This window comes from Pseudomonas grimontii, assembly GCF_007858185.1.
GTDB classification, from domain to species: Bacteria; Pseudomonadota; Gammaproteobacteria; order Pseudomonadales; family Pseudomonadaceae; genus Aquipseudomonas; species Aquipseudomonas grimontii.
In genome coordinates, this window is sequence record NZ_VFES01000004.1 from 218,326 (window position 1) to 237,099 (window position 18,774).

At 60.1% G+C, this 18,774-nt stretch carries 16 protein-coding genes; 4 read left to right on the forward strand and 12 right to left on the reverse strand.

Annotated elements, in window-relative coordinates:
• Positions 1–59 precede the first annotated feature (59 nt).
• From FIV39_RS09405 to FIV39_RS09440, 8 genes are all read right to left on the reverse strand, one after another.
• Positions 60–797 carry a secretin N-terminal domain-containing protein gene (locus FIV39_RS09405; RefSeq protein WP_090402817.1) on the reverse strand — a complete coding sequence of 246 codons (738 nt, stop codon included), beginning with the start codon at positions 795–797 and terminating at the stop codon, positions 60–62.
• 231 nt (positions 798–1,028) lie between these two features.
• The gene (locus tag FIV39_RS09410; protein ID WP_090402820.1) at positions 1,029–1,451 is read right to left on the reverse strand and encodes a GNAT family N-acetyltransferase; all 423 of its coding nucleotides are present in this window, start codon (positions 1,449–1,451) and stop codon (positions 1,029–1,031) included.
• Positions 1,444–2,610 (reverse strand): ribosomal protein uL16 3-hydroxylase, encoded by a 1,167-nt coding sequence (locus tag FIV39_RS09415; protein WP_090402822.1) that lies wholly within the window; start codon positions 2,608–2,610, stop codon positions 1,444–1,446. Before FIV39_RS09415 ends, FIV39_RS09410 begins: the two co-directional genes overlap by 8 nt.
• Before the next feature lie 84 nt (positions 2,611–2,694).
• Positions 2,695–4,065 (reverse strand): adenylosuccinate lyase, encoded by a 1,371-nt coding sequence (gene purB, locus FIV39_RS09420; protein WP_032889684.1) that lies wholly within the window; start codon positions 4,063–4,065, stop codon positions 2,695–2,697.
• 125 nt (positions 4,066–4,190) lie between these two features.
• On the reverse strand, positions 4,191–4,814 hold the full coding sequence (gene hflD, locus FIV39_RS09425) for a high frequency lysogenization protein HflD (RefSeq protein WP_090402824.1): 624 nt from the start codon (positions 4,812–4,814) through the stop codon (positions 4,191–4,193).
• Entirely contained in the window at positions 4,811–5,935 is a 1,125-nt protein-coding gene (mnmA, locus tag FIV39_RS09430) for a tRNA 2-thiouridine(34) synthase MnmA (RefSeq protein WP_090402826.1), read from the reverse strand. The genes hflD and mnmA overlap by 4 nt, the downstream gene beginning before the upstream one ends.
• Before the next feature lie 59 nt (positions 5,936–5,994).
• Positions 5,995–6,441 (reverse strand): NUDIX hydrolase, encoded by a 447-nt coding sequence (locus FIV39_RS09435; protein ID WP_090402828.1) that lies wholly within the window; start codon positions 6,439–6,441, stop codon positions 5,995–5,997.
• A 220-nt stretch (positions 6,442–6,661) separates the two neighbouring features.
• Positions 6,662–8,887, reverse strand: coding sequence for an NADP-dependent isocitrate dehydrogenase (locus FIV39_RS09440; protein ID WP_090402830.1), 2,226 nt, complete (start codon positions 8,885–8,887; stop codon positions 6,662–6,664).
• A 493-nt stretch (positions 8,888–9,380) separates the two neighbouring features.
• Here FIV39_RS09440 and icd point away from each other — a divergent pair, with 493 nt between their 5' ends.
• Positions 9,381–10,637, forward strand: coding sequence for an NADP-dependent isocitrate dehydrogenase (icd, locus tag FIV39_RS09445; RefSeq protein ID WP_090402832.1), 1,257 nt, complete (start codon positions 9,381–9,383; stop codon positions 10,635–10,637).
• 81 nt (positions 10,638–10,718) lie between these two features.
• Here the strand turns inward: icd and cspD are convergent, their stop codons facing one another.
• Complete coding sequence (gene cspD, locus FIV39_RS09450) at positions 10,719–10,994, reverse strand: cold shock domain-containing protein CspD (protein ID WP_090409906.1); 276 nt, start codon at positions 10,992–10,994, stop codon at positions 10,719–10,721.
• Positions 10,995–11,219: 225 nt separating this feature from the next.
• Here cspD and clpS point away from each other — a divergent pair, with 225 nt between their 5' ends.
• Complete coding sequence (clpS, locus tag FIV39_RS09455; RefSeq protein WP_010567912.1) at positions 11,220–11,588, forward strand: ATP-dependent Clp protease adapter ClpS; 369 nt, start codon at positions 11,220–11,222, stop codon at positions 11,586–11,588.
• Between the two features lie 29 nt (positions 11,589–11,617).
• A complete protein-coding gene (gene clpA, locus FIV39_RS09460; protein WP_053128508.1) occupies positions 11,618–13,888 on the forward strand; it encodes an ATP-dependent Clp protease ATP-binding subunit ClpA in 2,271 nt (756 codons plus the stop codon).
• A 182-nt stretch (positions 13,889–14,070) separates the two neighbouring features.
• Here clpA and infA read toward each other — a convergent pair whose 3' ends face one another.
• The 3 genes from infA to aat all read right to left on the reverse strand — a co-directional run bounded on the left by infA (position 14,071) and on the right by aat (position 15,833).
• On the reverse strand, positions 14,071–14,289 hold the full coding sequence (infA, locus tag FIV39_RS09465) for a translation initiation factor IF-1 (RefSeq protein WP_002553999.1): 219 nt from the start codon (positions 14,287–14,289) through the stop codon (positions 14,071–14,073).
• Between the two features lie 100 nt (positions 14,290–14,389).
• Positions 14,390–15,097, reverse strand: a complete 708-nt coding sequence (locus tag FIV39_RS09470; RefSeq protein ID WP_053128509.1) for an arginyltransferase — start codon at positions 15,095–15,097, stop codon at positions 14,390–14,392.
• A 55-nt stretch (positions 15,098–15,152) separates the two neighbouring features.
• A complete protein-coding gene (aat, locus tag FIV39_RS09475; protein ID WP_090402834.1) occupies positions 15,153–15,833 on the reverse strand; it encodes a leucyl/phenylalanyl-tRNA--protein transferase in 681 nt (226 codons plus the stop codon).
• Between the two features lie 497 nt (positions 15,834–16,330).
• Between aat and FIV39_RS09480 the strand changes: the two genes are divergently transcribed.
• The gene (locus tag FIV39_RS09480) at positions 16,331–18,739 is read left to right on the forward strand and encodes a DNA translocase FtsK (protein WP_090402837.1); all 2,409 of its coding nucleotides are present in this window, start codon (positions 16,331–16,333) and stop codon (positions 18,737–18,739) included.
• Positions 18,740–18,774: the final 35 nt, after the last annotated feature.

Here is an 18,774-nt window from a genome sequence, read left to right on the forward strand (position 1 = left end):
CTTTTTTTATGGCACTACATCTTTAGTCTAATACGACTCATCAGTCAGTTTTTGGTGCTTCAGTTCAGGGTGTCGACTTTAACCCGCAACGTCAGGTCATCACGGCCCTGAGTAGAATAGCTGCGGGTTGTAGAGGATTTATCGGCCTGGGTCTCACGGTTGATGCCGGCCAGGGGGATCCATTCGCCGAGACGCCCGCTGACGGTTGTGTCGGTACTTTGCACATTCACTACATCGGGACGCTCCTGGCTCATGCGGTCACGGTTGGTACTGATCGCCAGATGCACGGTCTCGCCGGTGACGCTGGCGGTGACGTAGAAGCCCTGGGTGACGTTGCGGTACTGGGTCTGGTTCTGCGGGCGACCGTAAGCATCCGGTTGGGTTGTGGTCAGTGGCACGCTCTGCCCGACCTGGATCAGCGCGGGCACGCCTTCGCTGGCCTGGATCTGCTGGATGCCGCCGTCGCGGCTGGCGGTGCCGTAGCTGATGATGCGGGTCTGGCTGTCGCCGCTGTTCTGCTGGTTGTTTTCATTGGTGTCGACGGTGATCAGCAGGCGCCTGGCCGGTGTGTCCAGTTGGGCAAGCAGCGCGCGCAGGTCCTGGATCTTGCCGGGGGCGGCGTTGACAATAAGCTGGTTGCCGTAGGCGCTGACGGTGCCGTCCTTGCCGATGAAGTTCTGCGCCACGGGCAGCAGGTCGGTGCTGGTGCGGTTGCTCAGGTTGACGACTTCGGTGTCGGCCATTGCTGAGCAACTGGCGGTCAGGAGGAGGGCGGTGAGCAGGGTGCGTAGGGACATGTCCGTTATCTCTGCGAGTCATTTAGGCTTGATAGTGCCAGTTTGTCGGCCTGGTGGGTCGCAAGTTGAATCGTAGACGGCAAAATGCCCTGGCATGGCAGGGCATTTGGGGTGTTGCTGAAGCAGCTATCGGGGGCAAGCCCCCTCCCACATTTTGACCGAGTACATCCTTTGGAATGTGGTCACGTGTGGGAGGGGGCTTGCCCCCGATGGCGGCGACACGGCCTCGGATCAGCCCCCGCGCACCATATCAACATGGGGAATCCCGACTTCCAGGAATTCCTCGCTGACGATCTTGAAGCCCAGCCGCTCATAGAATGGTGCCGCATAGACCTGCGCACTCAGGAACTGCTTGGCCTGGCCGCGCTTCTCGGCCACGCCAATCACCGCCTCCATCAGCTTGTCGCCGACCTTCAGCCCGCGCCAGTCCTTGAGGACCGACACACGGCCGATCTCGCCGCTGGGCAGCAGGCGCGCGGTACCAATCGGAAAGTCGCCTTCGAATGCAAGGAAATGCACCGCGTCTGCGTCGTCCGCGTCCCACTCCAGTTCGGGTGGGACCGATTGTTCCGCGATAAATACCGTTTCACGAATGCGCCGAATCTCGGCGATATCCTTATGCCAGTCCGCGACACTTACGTGAATCTTATTCATCGGCAAACCCCAGGCTTCCTTGCTTGACCAGCTCGCACAGCAGGTCGCGGGCGTCTTCGTCCAGCAGCCATTCGCCGAGGTTTTCGGCGTGCAGTGCATCGGCGGCGCAGACCAGTTTCAGCAGCTCGCGCAGTTTGCCCGGCAGGTAACGGCTCTGGCCGCTGGCGAACAGCAATACGTCGTCGTCTACTTCCGACCAGGCCATGCGCGCGCTTGGGTTGCGCACCAGGATCGCGCCGTCTTGCAGGCTGCTGATGAAGTCGTCTTCGCCCAGTTCTTCGCCCGCCACCATTTCCGGGTAGCGCGGCTCGGTCATGAATTGGCCGAACCAGGTCAGCAGCATGCGCTCGTCGCTCATGTGCTCGGCCAGCAGGCTCTTGAGGCGGTCGAGGGCGTCGCTCTGGATCTGGTGCGGGTCGCTGACCGGCTGCGCGTCGGCGTCGGTGTAGCGCTCTTCGTCGGTCAGGTACTGGGCGAGGAAGTCGGTGAAGTGGGTCAGTACTTCAGCGGCGCTTGGTGCGCGAAAGCCTACCGAGTACGTCATGCAGTCATCTTCGGCGATGCCGAAATGCGCCAGGCGCGGCGGCAGGTAGAGCATGTCGCCCGGCTCCAGCACCCATTCGGCGCTTTCTTCGAATTCGGCGAGGATGCGCAGGTCGGCGTGCTGCAGCAGCGGGCTTTCGGAGCTGCACATCTGACCGATTTTCCAGTTGCGCTTGCCCTGGGCTTGCAGCAGGAATACGTCGTAGTTGTCGAAGTGCGGGCCTACGCTGCCGCCGGGTGCGGCAAAGCTGATCATTACGTCGTCGATACGCCAGCTTGGCAGGAAGCGGAACTGCTCCAGCAGTTCGGCCACTTCCGGCACGAACTGGTCGACCGCCTGTACCAGCAGGGTCCACTCACGCTCAGGCAGGGTGCTGAAGGCGTCTTCGGCGAACGGGCCGCGGCGCAGTTCCCACGGGCGCTCGCCGTGTTCGATCACCAGGCGCGATTCGACTTCTTCTTCCAGGGCCAGGCCGGCGAGTTCGTCGGCGTCGATCGGGCTTTCGAAGTCAGGGATCGCCTGGCGGATCAGCAGTGGTTTTTTCTGCCAGTAGTCGCGCAGGAATTCCCGTGCCGTGATGCCGCCCAGAAGTTGAAGAGGGATATCAGGATTCATGTGTAACCTATTGAAAAAAAGCACTTTTCAGACTGGAATAAAAACGCCCGGCGCGGCCGGGCGTCTCAAGGGGGCTTGCGCGAATCAGATGCGCTTGGCTTGCTCTACAGCGTTGCCGATGTAGTTGGCCGGGGTGAGCAGTTTCAGCTCGGCCTTGGCCGCGGCTGGCATGTCCAGGCCGTCGATGAAAGTTTGCAGTGCTTCAGGGCTGATGCCCTTGCCACGGGTCAACTCTTTCAGCTTCTCGTAAGGGTTTTCGATGTTGTAGCGGCGCATCACGGTCTGGATCGGCTCGGCCAGCACTTCCCAGCACGCGTCCAGGTCAGCGGCGATTTTCTGCGCGTTGAGCTCCAGTTTGCTGATGCCTTTGAGGCTGGCTTCGTACGCGATCACGCTGTGGGCAAAGCCCACGCCGAGGTTGCGCAGCACGGTGGAGTCGGTCAGGTCGCGCTGCCAGCGGGAGATCGGCAACTTGCTGGCCAGGTGCTGGAACAGGGCGTTGGCGATGCCGAGGTTGCCTTCGGAGTTTTCGAAGTCGATCGGGTTGACCTTGTGCGGCATGGTCGACGAACCGATTTCACCGGCAATGGTGCGCTGCTTGAAGTAGCCCAGGGAGATGTAGCCCCAGATATCGCGATCGAAGTCGATCAGGATGGTGTTGAAGCGCGCAATGGCGTCGAACAGCTCGGCGATGTAGTCGTGCGGTTCGATCTGCGTGGTGTACGGGTTGAAGCCCAGGCCCAGCTCGTCTTCGATGAAGGCGCGGGCGTTGGCTTCCCAGTCGATCTCTGGGTAGGCCGACAGGTGGGCGTTGTAGTTGCCGACGGCGCCGTTGATCTTGCCCAGCAGTGGGACTGCGGCCACTTGGGCGATCTGACGCTCCAGGCGGTACACCACGTTGGCGAGTTCTTTGCCCAGGGTGGTCGGGGAGGCTGGCTGGCCGTGGGTGCGCGACAGCATCGGCACGTCGGCGAAGCGGATGGCCAGCTCGCGGATGGCTTCGGCGGTCTGGCGCATCAGCGGCAGCATTACGTCATCACGGCCTTCGCGCAGCATCAGGGCGTGGGACAGGTTGTTGATGTCCTCGCTGGTGCAGGCAAAGTGGATGAATTCGCTGACCTGGGCCAGTTCCGGCAGCTTGGCCGCCTGTTCCTTGAGCAGGTATTCGATGGCTTTGACGTCGTGGTTGGTGGTGCGCTCGATCTCTTTCACACGCTCGGCGTGCTCCAGGGAAAAGTTTTCCGCCAGGGTGTTGAGCACAGCATTGGCTTCGGCGGAGAACGCCGGCACTTCGCTGATGGCGGGGTGAGCGGCCAGGCGCTGGAGCCAGCGCACTTCAACCAGGACACGAGCACGGATCAGACCGTATTCGCTGAAAATAGGGCGCAGGGCCTGGGTTTTGCCGGCGTAGCGGCCGTCAACAGGGGAAACCGCAGTGAGCGAAGAGAGCTGCATGGGGTGTTCTCGGACAGTCGGGCAACGAAATGGGGCGCGTATCATACATGAAAAAATCCGCCGGTCCGTTGCCAACTGACCGGCGTATTACGCGTAACGGCTTGAAAATAGCCTGTTGATGCGACTTATTCGTTGCGCATCAACGGGTAAAGCTCTTTGAGCAATTTGCGTCGGCTGATCACCAGCTGCCAACGATGACCGCCCAATTGCCGCCACAACCGCGCCGAACGAATACCGGCCAGCAGCAGGGCACGGATTTTCGAGGCGTTGTTCGGTTGCTGCAGGTTGCGCATGTCGCCGTGCACCTGGATGCGCTGGCGCAAGGTGCTCAAGGTGTCCTGGTACAGCGCACCGCAGGCGGCGATCACGTTTTCGTGGGCCGGACCGAAGTGTTCTACCTGTGACTGGATCTGTGGCAGGCGTTTGCCGATGGTTTCCAGCATGTCTTCGCGCTTGGCCAGTTGGCGCTCGAGGCCGAGCATCGACAGGGCGTAGCGCAGCGGCTCGCGCTGCAAGGTGCTGGGGTCGCGCTCCAGGGCGCCGACCAGGGCGCGATAACCTTCACGCAGTGCCAGGTCGTCGCCGCCGTAGACTTCCAGGGTGTCCTTGGGGTCGCGGATCAGCAGGCTGCCGAGCATGCAGGTCAGGCCGGCTTCGGTGACCTGGCCGGTCTTGGCGATCTTGTCCACCAGCACGGCGGAGAGAAATACCCCGCCGAGTGCCGTCAATTGCTCCTGGGTCGGGCTCATGCCGGGTTGCTCCAGGCTTCGGCGACTTCAATCACGCCGCCGCCCAGGCAAATCTCACCGTCATAGAACACCACCGACTGGCCAGGGGTGACCGCGCGTTGCGGGTCATCAAAGGTGGCGCGGTAGCCCGTCGCGGTTTTTTCCAGGGTGCAGGGCTGGTCGCTTTGGCGATAGCGCACCTTGGCAGTCAGGCGGCGCGGGGTGCTCAAGTCGATCGGGTTGACCCAATAGATCTCCGAGGCCAGCAGCGCGCCCGAGAACAGCAGCGGGTGCTCATTGCCCTGGCCGACGATCAGCACGTTGTGCTCCAGATCCTTGACCAGCACGTACCACGGCTCTTCGCCGGCGTCTTTCAAGCCGCCGATGCCCAGGCCCTGGCGCTGGCCGATGGTGTGGTACATCAGGCCGTGGTGACGGCCGATCACTTCACCCGCGGTGGTCTTGATCTCGCCCGGTTGTGCCGGCAGGTATTGCTTGAGGAAGTCGCTGAAGCGACGCTCGCCGATAAAGCAGATCCCGGTGGAATCCTTCTTCTTGGCGGTCGCCAGGCCATGTTGCTCGGCGATCCTGCGCACTTCGGGTTTTTCCAGCTCACCCACCGGGAACAGGGTCTTGGCGATCTGTTCACCGCCGACGGCGTGCAGGAAGTAGCTTTGGTCCTTGTTCGGGTCCAGGCCCTTGAGCAGTTCGGTGCGGCCATCGATGTCGCGGCGGCGCACGTAGTGGCCAGTGGCAATCAGGTCGGCGCCGAGGATCATGGCGTAGTCGAGGAACGCCTTGAACTTGATTTCGCGGTTGCACAGGATGTCCGGGTTCGGCGTGCGACCGGCTTTGTATTCGGCCAGGAAGTGCTCGAACACGTTGTCCCAGTACTCGGCGGCGAAGTTGGCGGTGTGCAGCTTGATACCGATCTTGTCGCACACGGCCTGGGCGTCCGCCAGGTCGTCCATGGCGGTGCAATATTCCGTTCCATCGTCTTCTTCCCAGTTCTTCATGAACAGGCCTTCCACCTCATAACCCTGCTCCATGAGCAGAACGGCGGAAACGGAAGAATCCACGCCGCCGGACATGCCGACGATGACGCGCTTCTTTTGTGTGTCAGAAGGGGCTGGATCACGCATAGGGTTTCAACGGGTGTCTTGAAAAAGGACGCGATTCTAGCAGGCCTGGGCCCGCAAGGCTAAAGAGAAGGGCGGATCAATTCCAGACTGTGACGCTGGCCGCTCAGATAATCATCGATACAGCGGATGATCAGCTCGCTGCGCCAGTCGTCGCGCACGGCCATCAGCTCGTCGCGGGTCAGCCAGCGGGCGCGCACGATACCTTCGTCGAGCGGATAGTCCGGGTGGTGTTTCAAGGCCTTGGCGGTGAAGCACACCCGTTGGTAAGTCACGCCATTGCTGGGTGCGGTGTACAGGTAGATGCCGACGATGCCCGTGGCTTCCACGTCCCAGCCGGTTTCCTCGAGGGTTTCGCGCACGGCGGCCTCGGTCAGGGTTTCATGCGGGTCGAGGTGGCCGGCGGGCTGGTTGAGCACGGCGCGGCCGCCCTTGAGTTCTTCGACCATCAGGAACTTGCCGTTGTCTTCGACGATGGTGGCGACAGTGATGTGGGGTTGCCAGGTCATTGGAGGCCTCGATTCAAGATATGACGCGGTGTTTGGGCGCAATTGCGGTCAGTGTGGGAGGGAGCTTGCCCCCGATGACGGTGTGTCAGTTACCAATAGCTTGACTGATCCATCGCTATCGGGGGCAAGCCCCCTCGCACATTTGATCCGGTTTCTTCCGTTGAACAGTAGAAACAGAAACCCCGGCACAGGGCCGGGGCTTCTTTGCAACCTTACAACCTTACTTCAACTTGGCAATTGCCGCGTTGAGGGTGTTGCTTGGGCGCATGGCCTTGCTGGTCAGCTCCGGGTTCGGCGCGTAGTAGCCGCCGATGTCCACTGGCTTGCCCTGTACGGCATTGAGCTCGGCAACGATGGTTGCTTCGTTCGCGGCCAGGGTCTTGGCCAGTTCGCCGAATTGACCTTGCAGTGCAGTGTCTTCGGTCTGGGCGGCCAGGGCTTGGGCCCAGTACAGCGCCAGGTAGAAGTGGCTGCCGCGGTTGTCGATGTTGCCGACTTTGCGCGATGGCGACTTGTTGTTGTCCAGGAACTGGCCGGTGGCCTGGTCCAGGGTCTTGGACAGCACCAGGGCTTTCGGGTTGTTGTACGTTACACCCAAATGTTCGAGGGAAGCGGCCAGGGCCAGGAACTCGCCCAGGGAATCCCAGCGCAGGAAGTTCTCTTCCAGCAGCTGTTGCACGTGCTTCGGTGCCGAACCGCCGGCGCCGGTTTCGAACAGGCCACCGCCATTCATCAGCGGCACGATCGACAGCATCTTGGCGCTGGTGCCCAGTTCCATGATCGGGAACAGGTCGGTCAGGTAGTCGCGCAGTACGTTACCGGTTACCGAGATGGTGTCCAGGCCCTTGCGGGTACGTTCCAGGGTGAACTTCATCGCGTCGACCGGCGACATGATGCGGATGTCCAGGCCTTCGGTGTTGTGGTCTTTCAGGTAGGCCTGGACTTTCTCGATCACTGCGCCATCGTGGGCGCGCTGCGGGTCCAGCCAGAAGATGGCCGGGGTGTTGCTGGCGCGAGCGCGGTTGACGGCGAGTTTGACCCAGTCCTGGATCGGCGCGTCTTTGGCCTGGCACATGCGGAAGATGTCACCGGTTTCGACTTTCTGCTCCATCAGCAGGTTGCCCTTGCTGTCGGTGACGCGGACGACGCCGTCGGCCTTGATCTGGAAGGTCTTGTCGTGGGAGCCGTATTCTTCGGCTTTCTGTGCCATCAGGCCAACGTTCGGCACGCTGCCCATGGTGGTCGGATCAAACGCGCCATTGGCCTTGCAGTCTTCGATGACGGCTTGGTAGATGGTGGCGTAGCAGCGATCCGGGATCACGGCCTTGGTGTCGTGCAGCTGGCCGTCGGTGCCCCACATTTTGCCGGAGTCACGGATCATGGCCGGCATCGAGGCGTCGACGATCACGTCGCTCGGCACGTGCAGGTTGGTGATGCCTTTGTCGGAGTTGACCATCGCCAGGGAAGGGCGAGCGGCGTAGACCGCCTGGATGTCAGCTTCGATCTGCGCCTGTTGCTCGGCCGGCAGGGCCTTGATGCGGGCGTACAGGTCGCCGATGCCGTTGTTCAGGTTGAAGCCGATCTGTGCCAGCACGTCTGCGTGCTTGGCCAGGGCGTCTTTATAGAACTCGGCAACGATCTGGCCGAACATGATCGGGTCGGAGACCTTCATCATGGTGGCTTTCAGGTGGACCGACAGCAGCACGCCTTGTTTCTTGGCGTCTTCGATTTCAGCGGCGATGAAGCTGCGCAGGGCATTCTTGCTCAGTACGGCGCTGTCGATGATTTCGCCGGCCTTCACGGTGGTCTTTTCTTTCAGGACGGTGGTGGTGCCGTCTTGGGCGACCAGCTCGATTTTGACCGCGTCAGCGGCTTCGATCTGCACGGCTTTTTCGCTGCCGTAGAAGTCGCCGTTGCTCATGTGGGCAACGTGGGACTTGGAGTCGGCAGCCCAGGCGCCCATCTTGTGCGGGTGCTTGCGCGCGTAGTTCTTGACCGACAGCGGTGCGCGGCGGTCGGAGTTGCCTTCGCGCAGTACCGGGTTCACGGCGCTGCCCTTGACCTTGTCGTAACGTGCACGGGTTTCTTTTTCCGCGTCGGTGGTTACGGTTTCCGGGTAGTCCGGCAGGGCGTAGCCCTGGGCCTGCAGTTCCTTGATCGCGGCTTGCAGCTGCGGGGTCGAGGCACTGATGTTAGGCAGCTTGATGATGTTGGCTTCAGGCGTAACGGCCAGGTCGCCCAGTTCGGCGAGGTGGTCCTGGATAGCCTTGTCGCCCAGTTGCTCGGGGAAGCTTGCGAGGATGCGCCCTGCGAGGGAGATGTCGCGGGTTTCCACGGCAATATCAGCGGAAGCGGTGAAGGCCTCTACGATAGGCAGCAGTGAATAGGTGGCGAGGGCTGGGGCTTCGTCGGTGAAGGTGTAGATGATCTTCGAGCGGGTGGGCATATTCGGATTAACTCTCTTCTTTGCTGAAAGCGTGCGCAGAAACTCGAGATGCGCCGGGTGGAGCGCGTTCGTTCAAAGTCATCCATGAGCGAAAGGTCGAGGTTTCTTCGCGGTGATGTAGGGTTGCATCAGTCGAGCGTCAAGCGGGTGGACTATTGTATTAGTCCTGCTTTGTAGCGGAGGGCCCTGTTCCAGAGCGGTCTGCCATCGTGACTCTTTGGTCAGCGGCGGCATTATACATAGGTCGCTATGCTTACGCCGAGCCTTCATACAAAAGGTGTGTCGTCCATTGGTCTAAAGGTCGCAGGTACCGGGTTACGCCTAAAGTCGCACGATGTGCTCAAGATTGGCGCTTTTCCCTTTGCTTTCAGGCTTGTAGGCGACAATTTATGCTGTTTTCGAAGCAAATGAGCATGGCGCGAGGTTTCAGTCGCCATTTATCTGGAGTAGGCTCGAACGCAGCCAGATGTTCAATCCATAGATGGAGTTCAGCATGGGATACAAGAAGATTCAGGTTCCGGCAGTCGGCGACAAAATCACCGTCAATGCAGACCATTCTCTCAATGTTCCTGACCAACCGATCATCCCTTATATCGAAGGTGACGGTATTGGCGTCGACATCAGCCCGGTGATGATCAAGGTGGTCGACGCAGCTGTTGAAAAGGCCTACGGCGGCAAGCGTAAAATCTCGTGGATGGAGGTGTACGCCGGCGAGAAGGCGACCCAAGTCTACGACCAGGACACCTGGCTGCCCCAGGAAACCCTGGATGCGGTCAAGGATTACGTGGTGTCCATCAAGGGCCCGCTGACTACCCCGGTCGGCGGTGGCATTCGTTCGTTGAACGTGGCCCTGCGTCAGCAACTCGACCTGTACGTGTGCCTGCGCCCGGTGCGCTGGTTCGAAGGCGTGCCCAGCCCGGTCAAGAAACCAGGCGACGTGGACATGACCATCTTCCGCGAAAACTCCGAAGATATTTACGCCGGGATCGAATGGAAGGCCGGCTCGCCGGAAGCGACAAAGATCATCAAGTTCCTCAAGGAGGAAATGGGCGTCACCAAGATTCGTTTCGACCAGGATTGCGGCATTGGTATCAAGCCGGTATCGCTGGAAGGCACCAAGCGCCTGGCGCGCAAGGCCCTGCAATATGTAGTGGATAATGATCGCGATTCGCTGACCATCGTGCACAAAGGCAACATCATGAAGTTCACTGAAGGGGCCTTCAAGGAATGGGCTTACGAAGTGGCGGCCGAAGAGTTCGGTGCGACCCTGCTGGATGGCGGTCCGTGGATGCAGTTCAAGAACCCGAAGACAGGCAAGAATGTAGTGGTCAAGGACGCCATCGCCGATGCCATGCTCCAGCAGATCCTGCTGCGTCCGGCTGAGTATGACGTGATCGCGACCCTTAACCTGAACGGCGACTACCTGTCCGACGCCCTGGCGGCGGAAGTGGGCGGTATCGGGATTGCGCCGGGTGCCAACCTGTCCGACACCGTGGCCATGTTCGAGGCGACCCACGGTACTGCGCCCAAATATGCGGGCAAGGACCAGGTCAACCCGGGCTCATTGATCCTGTCGGCGGAAATGATGCTGCGTCATATGGGTTGGACCGAGGCGGCAGACCTGATCATCAAGGGTACCAACGGCGCTATCTCGGCCAAGACCGTGACCTACGACTTCGAGCGCCTGATGGATGGCGCGAAGCTGGTGTCGTCGTCGGGCTTTGGTGATGCGCTGATTTCGCATATGTAAAAGAGAGCAAATAAAAACGGCCACCTCAACTTGATTGGGGTGGCCGTTTTTTTTATCGCAAGCTACACACCCTGTGGCCGATCAGGCCAATTGCTTCTTCTTATGAGTGGGCAGTGGTGCGGTGTTTTCCAATGTTTCAGTTTTCACTACATCAATGTTCACTGCATGCAGCCCTTTGGGTCCTTGAATGATTTCAAAGGTTACCGCTTGGCCCGCTTTCAGCGTTTTGTACCCGTCCATGGTGATCGCTGAATAATGAGCAAAAAGGTCCTCGCTTTTACCTTCTTGAAGAACAAAGCCATATCCCTTGGTATTGTTGAACCACTTGACCTTGCCGCTGATCTTGACGCCAGACATACCCATTTCCCTCTGCACCAGACTCCATCACTGGAGTATCATCCAGTTTATCCGTCCTAACCCGAATAAATAAGGTTGACTGCGCGGACCTTTTTTACCCACTGTGGGTTCTATTGGTTGTAACACCGATTTGCCGATAGTCAAGGCGACCGGGTGGTCAGGAGTTGAAATTCTGACAGGTCGCCCCCACCACTGTATTTGAACCACTGACGAACCTTTCTTTCCATGCATGCAATCAGCCAGATTCGACTAACATTCAATCAGGATCGACCGGATCACGAACACGATGACGACGGTTCTGCAGGCATTGCTGTTCAGGAGGCCAAGCCTGCTTTACAGGCGCCGCCGATGTACAAGGTGGTTTTGTTCAACGATGACTACACACCGATGGATTTCGTGGTCGAAGTGCTCGAGGTGTTTTTTAACCTGAACCGCGAGTTGGCGACCAAGGTAATGCTGGCCGTTCACACAGAAGGACGGGCAGTATGTGGAGTGTTTACCCGTGACATCGCCGAGACAAAGGCCATGCAGGTCAACCAGTACGCCAGGGAAAGCCAGCATCCGCTACTCTGTGAAATCGAGAAGGACGGTTAACGCCGACCACTTGGGTATGAGGTGAAGCTATGTTAAACCGCGAGCTCGAAGTCACCCTCAATCTTGCCTTCAAGGAGGCTCGTTCGAAGCGTCATGAATTCATGACCGTCGAACACCTGCTGCTGGCACTTTTGGATAATGAAGCTGCCGCCACGGTTTTGCGTGCGTGCGGCGCCAATCTCGACAAGCTCAAGCATGACCTGCAGGAGTTTATCGACTCCACCACGCCACTGATCCCCGTGCATGACGAGGACCGCGAGACCCAGCCAACCCTGGGCTTTCAGCGGGTATTGCAGCGTGCTGTTTTCCACGTACAGAGCTCCGGTAAGCGTGAAGTCACAGGCGCCAATGTGCTTGTGGCGATTTTCAGCGAACAGGAAAGCCAGGCAGTGTTCCTGCTCAAGCAGCAGAGCGTTGCCCGTATTGATGTCGTCAACTACATCGCCCATGGTATCTCCAAGGTGCCTGGGCACGGCGATCATTCCGAGGGTGAGCAGGATATGCAGGACGACGAGGGCGGTGAGTCTTCTTCTTCAAGCAACCCGCTGGATGCCTATGCCAGCAACCTCAACGAACTGGCGCGCCAGGGGCGGATCGATCCGTTGGTGGGGCGTGAGCTGGAGGTCGAGCGTGTAGCGCAGATCCTCGCGCGTCGTCGCAAGAACAATCCGTTGCTGGTGGGTGAGGCGGGCGTGGGCAAGACCGCGATTGCCGAAGGCCTGGCCAAGCGCATCGTCGACAACCAGGTGCCGGACCTGCTGGCCAACAGTGTCGTCTACTCCCTTGACCTGGGCGCGTTGCTCGCCGGGACCAAGTACCGTGGCGATTTCGAGAAGCGCTTCAAGGCGCTGCTCGGCGAGCTGAAAAAACGCCCGCAGGCGATCCTGTTCATCGACGAAATCCATACCATCATTGGTGCCGGTGCGGCATCCGGTGGGGTGATGGACGCCTCCAACCTGCTCAAGCCGCTGCTGTCGTCGGGTGATATCCGCTGCATCGGTTCGACCACTTTCCAGGAATTCCGCGGCATCTTCGAAAAAGACCGTGCCCTGGCGCGTCGCTTCCAGAAAGTCGACGTGTCCGAGCCGTCAGTTGAAGACACCATCGGCATTCTGCGCGGGCTCAAGGGGCGGTTTGAAGCGCACCACGGCATTGAGTACACCGATGAGGCGCTGCGTGCGGCTGCTGAGCTGGCATCGCGCTACATCAATGACCGGCACATGCCGGACAAGGCCATCGACGTGATCGACGAGGCGGGGGCCTACCAGCGCCTGCAGCCGGTCGAGAAGCGTGTGAAGCGCATCGACGTGCCTCAGGTCGAGGACATTGTCGCGAAGATCGCGCGGATTCCGCCAAAACACGTCAACAGTTCCGACAAGGAGCTGCTGCGTAACCTGGAACGCGACCTCAAGCTCACCGTGTTCGGCCAGGATGCCGCGATCGACGCGCTGTCCACCGCGATCAAACTGTCGCGTGCGGGCCTCAAGTCGCCGGACAAGCCTGTCGGCTCGTTCCTGTTCGCCGGTCCTACCGGTGTCGGCAAGACCGAGGCGGCACGGCAATTGGCCAAGGCCATGGGGATCGAGCTGGTGCGCTTCGACATGTCCGAATACATGGAGCGTCACACCGTGTCGCGCCTGATCGGTGCGCCTCCGGGCTATGTCGGTTTCGATCAGGGCGGTCTGTTGACCGAAGCGATCACCAAGCAGCCGCATTGCGTACTGCTGCTCGATGAAATCGAGAAGGCCCACCCGGAAGTCTTCAACCTGCTGCTGCAGGTGATGGACCACGGGACCCTGACCGACAACAACGGGCGCAAGGCGGACTTCCGCAATGTCATCGTGATCATGACCACCAACGCCGGTGCCGAGACGGCTGCGCGGGCTTCGATCGGCTTTACCCATCAGGACCACTCGTCTGATGCGATGGAAGTGATCAAGAAGAGCTTCACGCCGGAGTTCCGCAACCGCCTGGACACCATTATCCAGTTTGGTCGCCTCAGCCATGAGGTTATCAAGAGCGTGGTGGACAAGTTCCTCACCGAGCTCCAGGCGCAGTTGGAAGACAAGCGCGTGCAGCTGGATGTCACGGAGGCGGCGCGCAGCTGGATCGCCGAAGGTGGCTACGATGCGGCAATGGGCGCTCGTCCGATGGCGCGTCTGATCCAGGACAAGATCAAGCGGCCGTTGGCCGAAGAGATCCTGTTTGGCGAGCTTTCCGACCATGGTGGCGTGGTGCACATCGACCTGAAGGATGGCGAGCTGACCTTCGAGTTCGAAACCACGGCTGAAATGGCCTGATCGTTCTGCAATAACGCAAAAGGCGCCGAAAGGCGCCTTTTTGCTGTCTGAAATGCAATTCTTAGGACAATGGATATCCAATGTGGAAGGGGCAAGCCCCCTCCCACAGGATCCCTCGGTGTTGGAGAAATCCCATGCACACAAAAACGCCCGGCATAACCGGGCGTTTTGTATTGACTTGCTTAGCGAGCGCGGTAAGTGATGCGCCCTTTGCTCAAGTCATAGGGCGTCAGCTCGACGCGCACTTTGTCACCGGTAAGAATACGAATGTAGTTCTTGCGCATCTTGCCGGAGATATGCGCGGTTACGACGTGCCCATTTTCCAACTCCACACGAAACATGGTGTTGGGCAGGGTGTCGACGACAGTGCCTTCCATTTCGAAGCTGTCTTCTTTCGACATGCAGTAAAGCCCTCGGTATCCAGTGAATGGCCCGGTGCAACTGCGCCAGGCAAAAGCGGCGTGCATTGTGCCCGAAAAAGGGTGTTTAAGCCAAGGGGTTCTAGTTAAGCGTGACCCATCTTTGATTAATTAGCAGTTCTATGGGGCGATATTGGGTCTTGTAGTTCATCTTTTTGCAGTTCTTGATCCAGTATCCGAGGTACACCGCCTCCAGTTCCAGGCGCAGCGCCTCACCGATTTGCCAGAGGATCGCGAAGCGCCCGAGGCTGCGGCGCTCTTCGGCCGGCTCGTAGAAGGTGTAGACCGCTGACAGGCCGTTAGGCAGCAAATCGGTCACGGCGACGGCCACCAGGCGGCCGTCCGCGCGGAATTCGTAGAAGCGCGAGAACGGCAGGTCGCGCACCAGGAAAGTGGAAAACTGGTCGCGGCTGGGTGGGAACATATCGCCGTCGGCGTGGCGTTGCTCGATATAGCGCTGGTACAGGTCGAAGTACTCTTCGGTGAATCGTGGTTTTGCCGCCGTCACCGTCAGGTCGGCGTTGCGCTTGAGAATGCGCTTCTGATTGCGGTCCGGGAGAAACTGCGCCACGGGAATGCGTGCCGGCACGCAGGCATTGCAGTTCTGGCAGTGAGGCCGGTACAGATGATCGCCGCTGCGCCGGAAACCCATTTCCGAGAGATCGGCATACACGTGCACATCCATTGGCTGGCTGGGGTCGAGGAACAGTGTGGTGGCCTGCTCGTCGGGCAGATAGCTGCAAGAGTGGGGTTGAGTGGCATAGAACTTCAAACGCGCCAACTCGGTCATGATCAACCCTCGGATAAGCTTTGAAATAAGTGTAAGCCAGGAGCGCGCAAGTCGCCTAAGAAACCCACGGTCCTGCGTTGGGTTGGTCCAGATGGTCACGCAGGAAACCTGCGAAGTCGCTGCGGGATATGGCACGGGCGCCCAGGCTGTGCAGGTGATCGTTGGGCATCTGGCAGTCGATCAGTACAAAGCCCCATGCCTGCAATTGCCGGGTCAATGTGGCAAAGCCGAATTTCGAGGCGTTGTCGGCGCGGCTGAACATGGACTCGCCGAAGAACAACTGTCCCATCGCCAGGCCGTACAGGCCGCCCACCAGCTCGCCGTCGTCCCATACCTCTACCGAATGGGCGTAACCGCGCTGGTGCAGCGTCAGGTAGGCGCTCTGTATGCCCTTGGTGATCCAGGTGCCATCGGCATACGTGCGCGGCGCGGCGCACGCCTGGATGACGGCGGCAAAGTCCTGGTCGAAGGTCACGGTATAGCGCTGCTGGCGCAATAGTTTGCCCAGGCTGCGGGAGATATGCAGTTCGTCGGGGAATATCACAGTGCGCGGGTCGGGCGACCACCAGAGGATCGGCTGGCCGTCCGAGAACCAGGGAAAGCAACCATGGCGATAGGCTTGCACCAGTCGCTCGGCCGACAGGTCGCCACCGGCGGCGAGCAGGCCATTGGGTTCGCGCATGGCCTTGGCCAGCGGGGGGAATGTCAGTGAGTCGCGTTGTAACCAGGTCAGCATGGCATCCAGGCTTACGGAAGGGGAGGGGAGTGGCAGGCAACTCGCCTGCGCCAAGGGTGTGATTATTGTCGACGCAGCGCTGTGGGGCCAGCCCGAATCGGCCATTGGCGCGCATTAGCGTGAGCGGGTGTTTCTGCAACTCTCTGCGTGAGGCGTGGTCGTAATCGGGTCTGGCCGATGCAGGCCATTTGCCAAGCTTGCCTGGATTGGTAAAAACAGCTCATAAGCCTTTGTCAGCAAAGACAATGCATGCTCAAATTGAACATGTTGTGACACACAATTGGCTATCCTGCTTGAAGAAAGCCAAGTGGCGTGGCAACAGGAACACAAACCCGTACAATGCGGCCATTGTGGCGTTATCGCCATTTCATCCAGCAATCGCCCAGTGTTAAAAGTAGATTCCACGACGTTCGTTCATTTTTCAGCTGCTCGGATTGGGCAGTATTTGCAGTTATTCAACAGATGGACGCGCTAACAGGCGCAGGAAAAGACCCGTTTTGAAGAAATCCGCCGCAACACCTAAAGCAGCAGTCGTGCCGGCCTGGCGCCAGCACCTGCATTATCGACTCAAGGAAGGCGCGCTGATCGCTATCGGCGCGCTGTGCCTGTTCCTGATGATGGCCTTGCTTACCTATGGCAAGGACGATCCGGGCTGGAGCCACAACAGCAAGATCGAAGACGTGCAGAACTTCGGTGGGCCTGCCGGTTCCTACAGCGCCGATATTCTGTTCATGGTGCTGGGTTACTTCGCTTACATTTTCCCCTTGCTGCTGGCGATCAAGACCTGGCAGATCTTCCGCCAGCGTCATGAGCCGTGGCAGTGGAGCGGCTGGCTGTTTTCGTGGCGTCTGATCGGCCTGGTATTCCTGGTGTTGTCCGGCGCCGCCCTCGCGCATATTCATTTCCATGCCCCCACCGGCCTGCCGGCGGGCGCGGGTGGGGCGCTGGGCGAGAGCCTCGGCGACCTGGCGCGCAAGACCCTGAATATCCAGGGCAGCACTCTGATGTTTATCGCGCTGTTCCTGTTCGGCCTCACCGTGTTCACCGACCTCTCGTGGTTCAAGGTGATGGACGTGACCGGCAAGATCACCCTCGACCTGCTGGAGCTGTTTCAGGGCGCAGCCAACCGCTGGTGGGCCGCCCGGGTTGATCGCAAGCGCATGGTGGCCCAGCTGCGGGAGGTGGACACCCGCGTCAACGAAGTGGTGGCCCCAAGCACGCCGGACCGCCGCGAGCAGGCCAAGGTCAAGGAGCGCCTGATCGAACGCGAGCAGGCCCTGAGCAAGCACATGTCGGACCGCGAGAAGCAGGTGCCGCCGGTGATCGCCCCGGCGCCACCCAAGGCCGCCGAGCCAAGCCACCGCGTGCAGAAAGAGAAACAGGCGCCGTTGTTTGTCGACAGCGCCGTGGAGGGCACCTTGCCGCCGATCTCGATCCTCGACCCGGCCGAAAAGAAACAACTCAACTATTCCCCTGAGTCCCTGGCGGCCGTCGGCCATTTGCTGGAAATCAAACTCAAGGAGTTCGGCGTCGAAGTGTCGGTAGACTCCATCCACCCCGGCCCGGTGATTACCCGTTACGAAATCCAGCCGGCTGCCGGCGTCAAGGTCAGCCGCATTTCCAACCTGGCCAAGGACCTGGCGCGCTCCCTGGCCGTGACCAGCGTGCGCGTGGTGGAAGTGATCCCCGGCAAGACCACCGTGGGTATCGAGATTCCCAACGAAGACCGCCAGATCGTGCGCTTCTCCGAAGTACTGTCGACCCCTGAGTACGACAACTTCAAGTCGCCGGTCACCCTGGCCCTGGGCCACGACATCGGCGGCAAGCCGGTGATCACCGACCTCGCAAAAATGCCTCACCTGCTCGTGGCCGGTACCACCGGTTCGGGTAAGTCGGTGGGCGTGAACGCGATGATCCTGTCGATCCTGTTCAAGTCCGGCCCGGAAGACGCCAAGCTGATCATGATCGACCCGAAGATGCTCGAGCTGTCGATCTACGAAGGCATTCCGCACCTGCTGTGCCCGGTGGTCACCGACATGAAGGACGCCGCCAACGCCCTGCGCTGGAGTGTTGCCGAGATGGAGCGCCGCTACAAGCTGATGGCGAAGATGGGCGTGCGTAACCTGTCGGGCTTCAACGCCAAGGTCAAGGAAGCCCAGGACGCCGGCACGCCGCTGACCGACCCGCTGTACAAGCGCGAAAGTATCCACGACGAAGCACCGCTGTTGAGCAAGCTGCCAACCATCGTGGTGGTGGTCGATGAGTTTGCCGACATGATGATGATCGTCGGCAAGAAGGTCGAAGAGCTGATCGCGCGTATCGCCCAGAAGGCGCGGGCGGCTGGTATTCACTTGATCCTCGCCACCCAGCGTCCGTCGGTGGACGTGATCACCGGCCTGATCAAGGCCAACATCCCGACCCGCATGGCGTTCCAGGTGTCGAGCAAGATCGACTCACGGACCATCATCGACCAGGGCGGCGCCGAGCAACTGCTGGGCCACGGCGACATGCTCTATATGCCGCCCGGCACCAGCCTGCCGATCCGGGTTCACGGCGCCTTCGTGTCCGACGATGAAGTGCACCGCGTGGTGGAAGCCTGGAAGCTGCGTGGCGCGCCCGAATACAACGACGACATCCTCGCGGGCGTTGAAGAGGCCGGCAGCGGCTTCGACGGCGGCAGCAGCGGTGGCGACGACGATGCCGAAACCGACGCGCTGTATGACGAAGCCGTGGCGTTCGTGCTGGAAAGCCGCCGCGCCTCGATTTCTGCGGTGCAGCGCAAGCTGAAGATCGGCTACAACCGTGCCGCTCGTATGATCGAAGCCATGGAAAACGCTGGCGTCGTCACTGCAATGAACACCAACGGCTCGCGTGAAGTCCTTGCTCCTGGGCAGGCGCGCGACTGATTCCGTGCCGCGTGGCTGCACGCGGCACGCCCTTA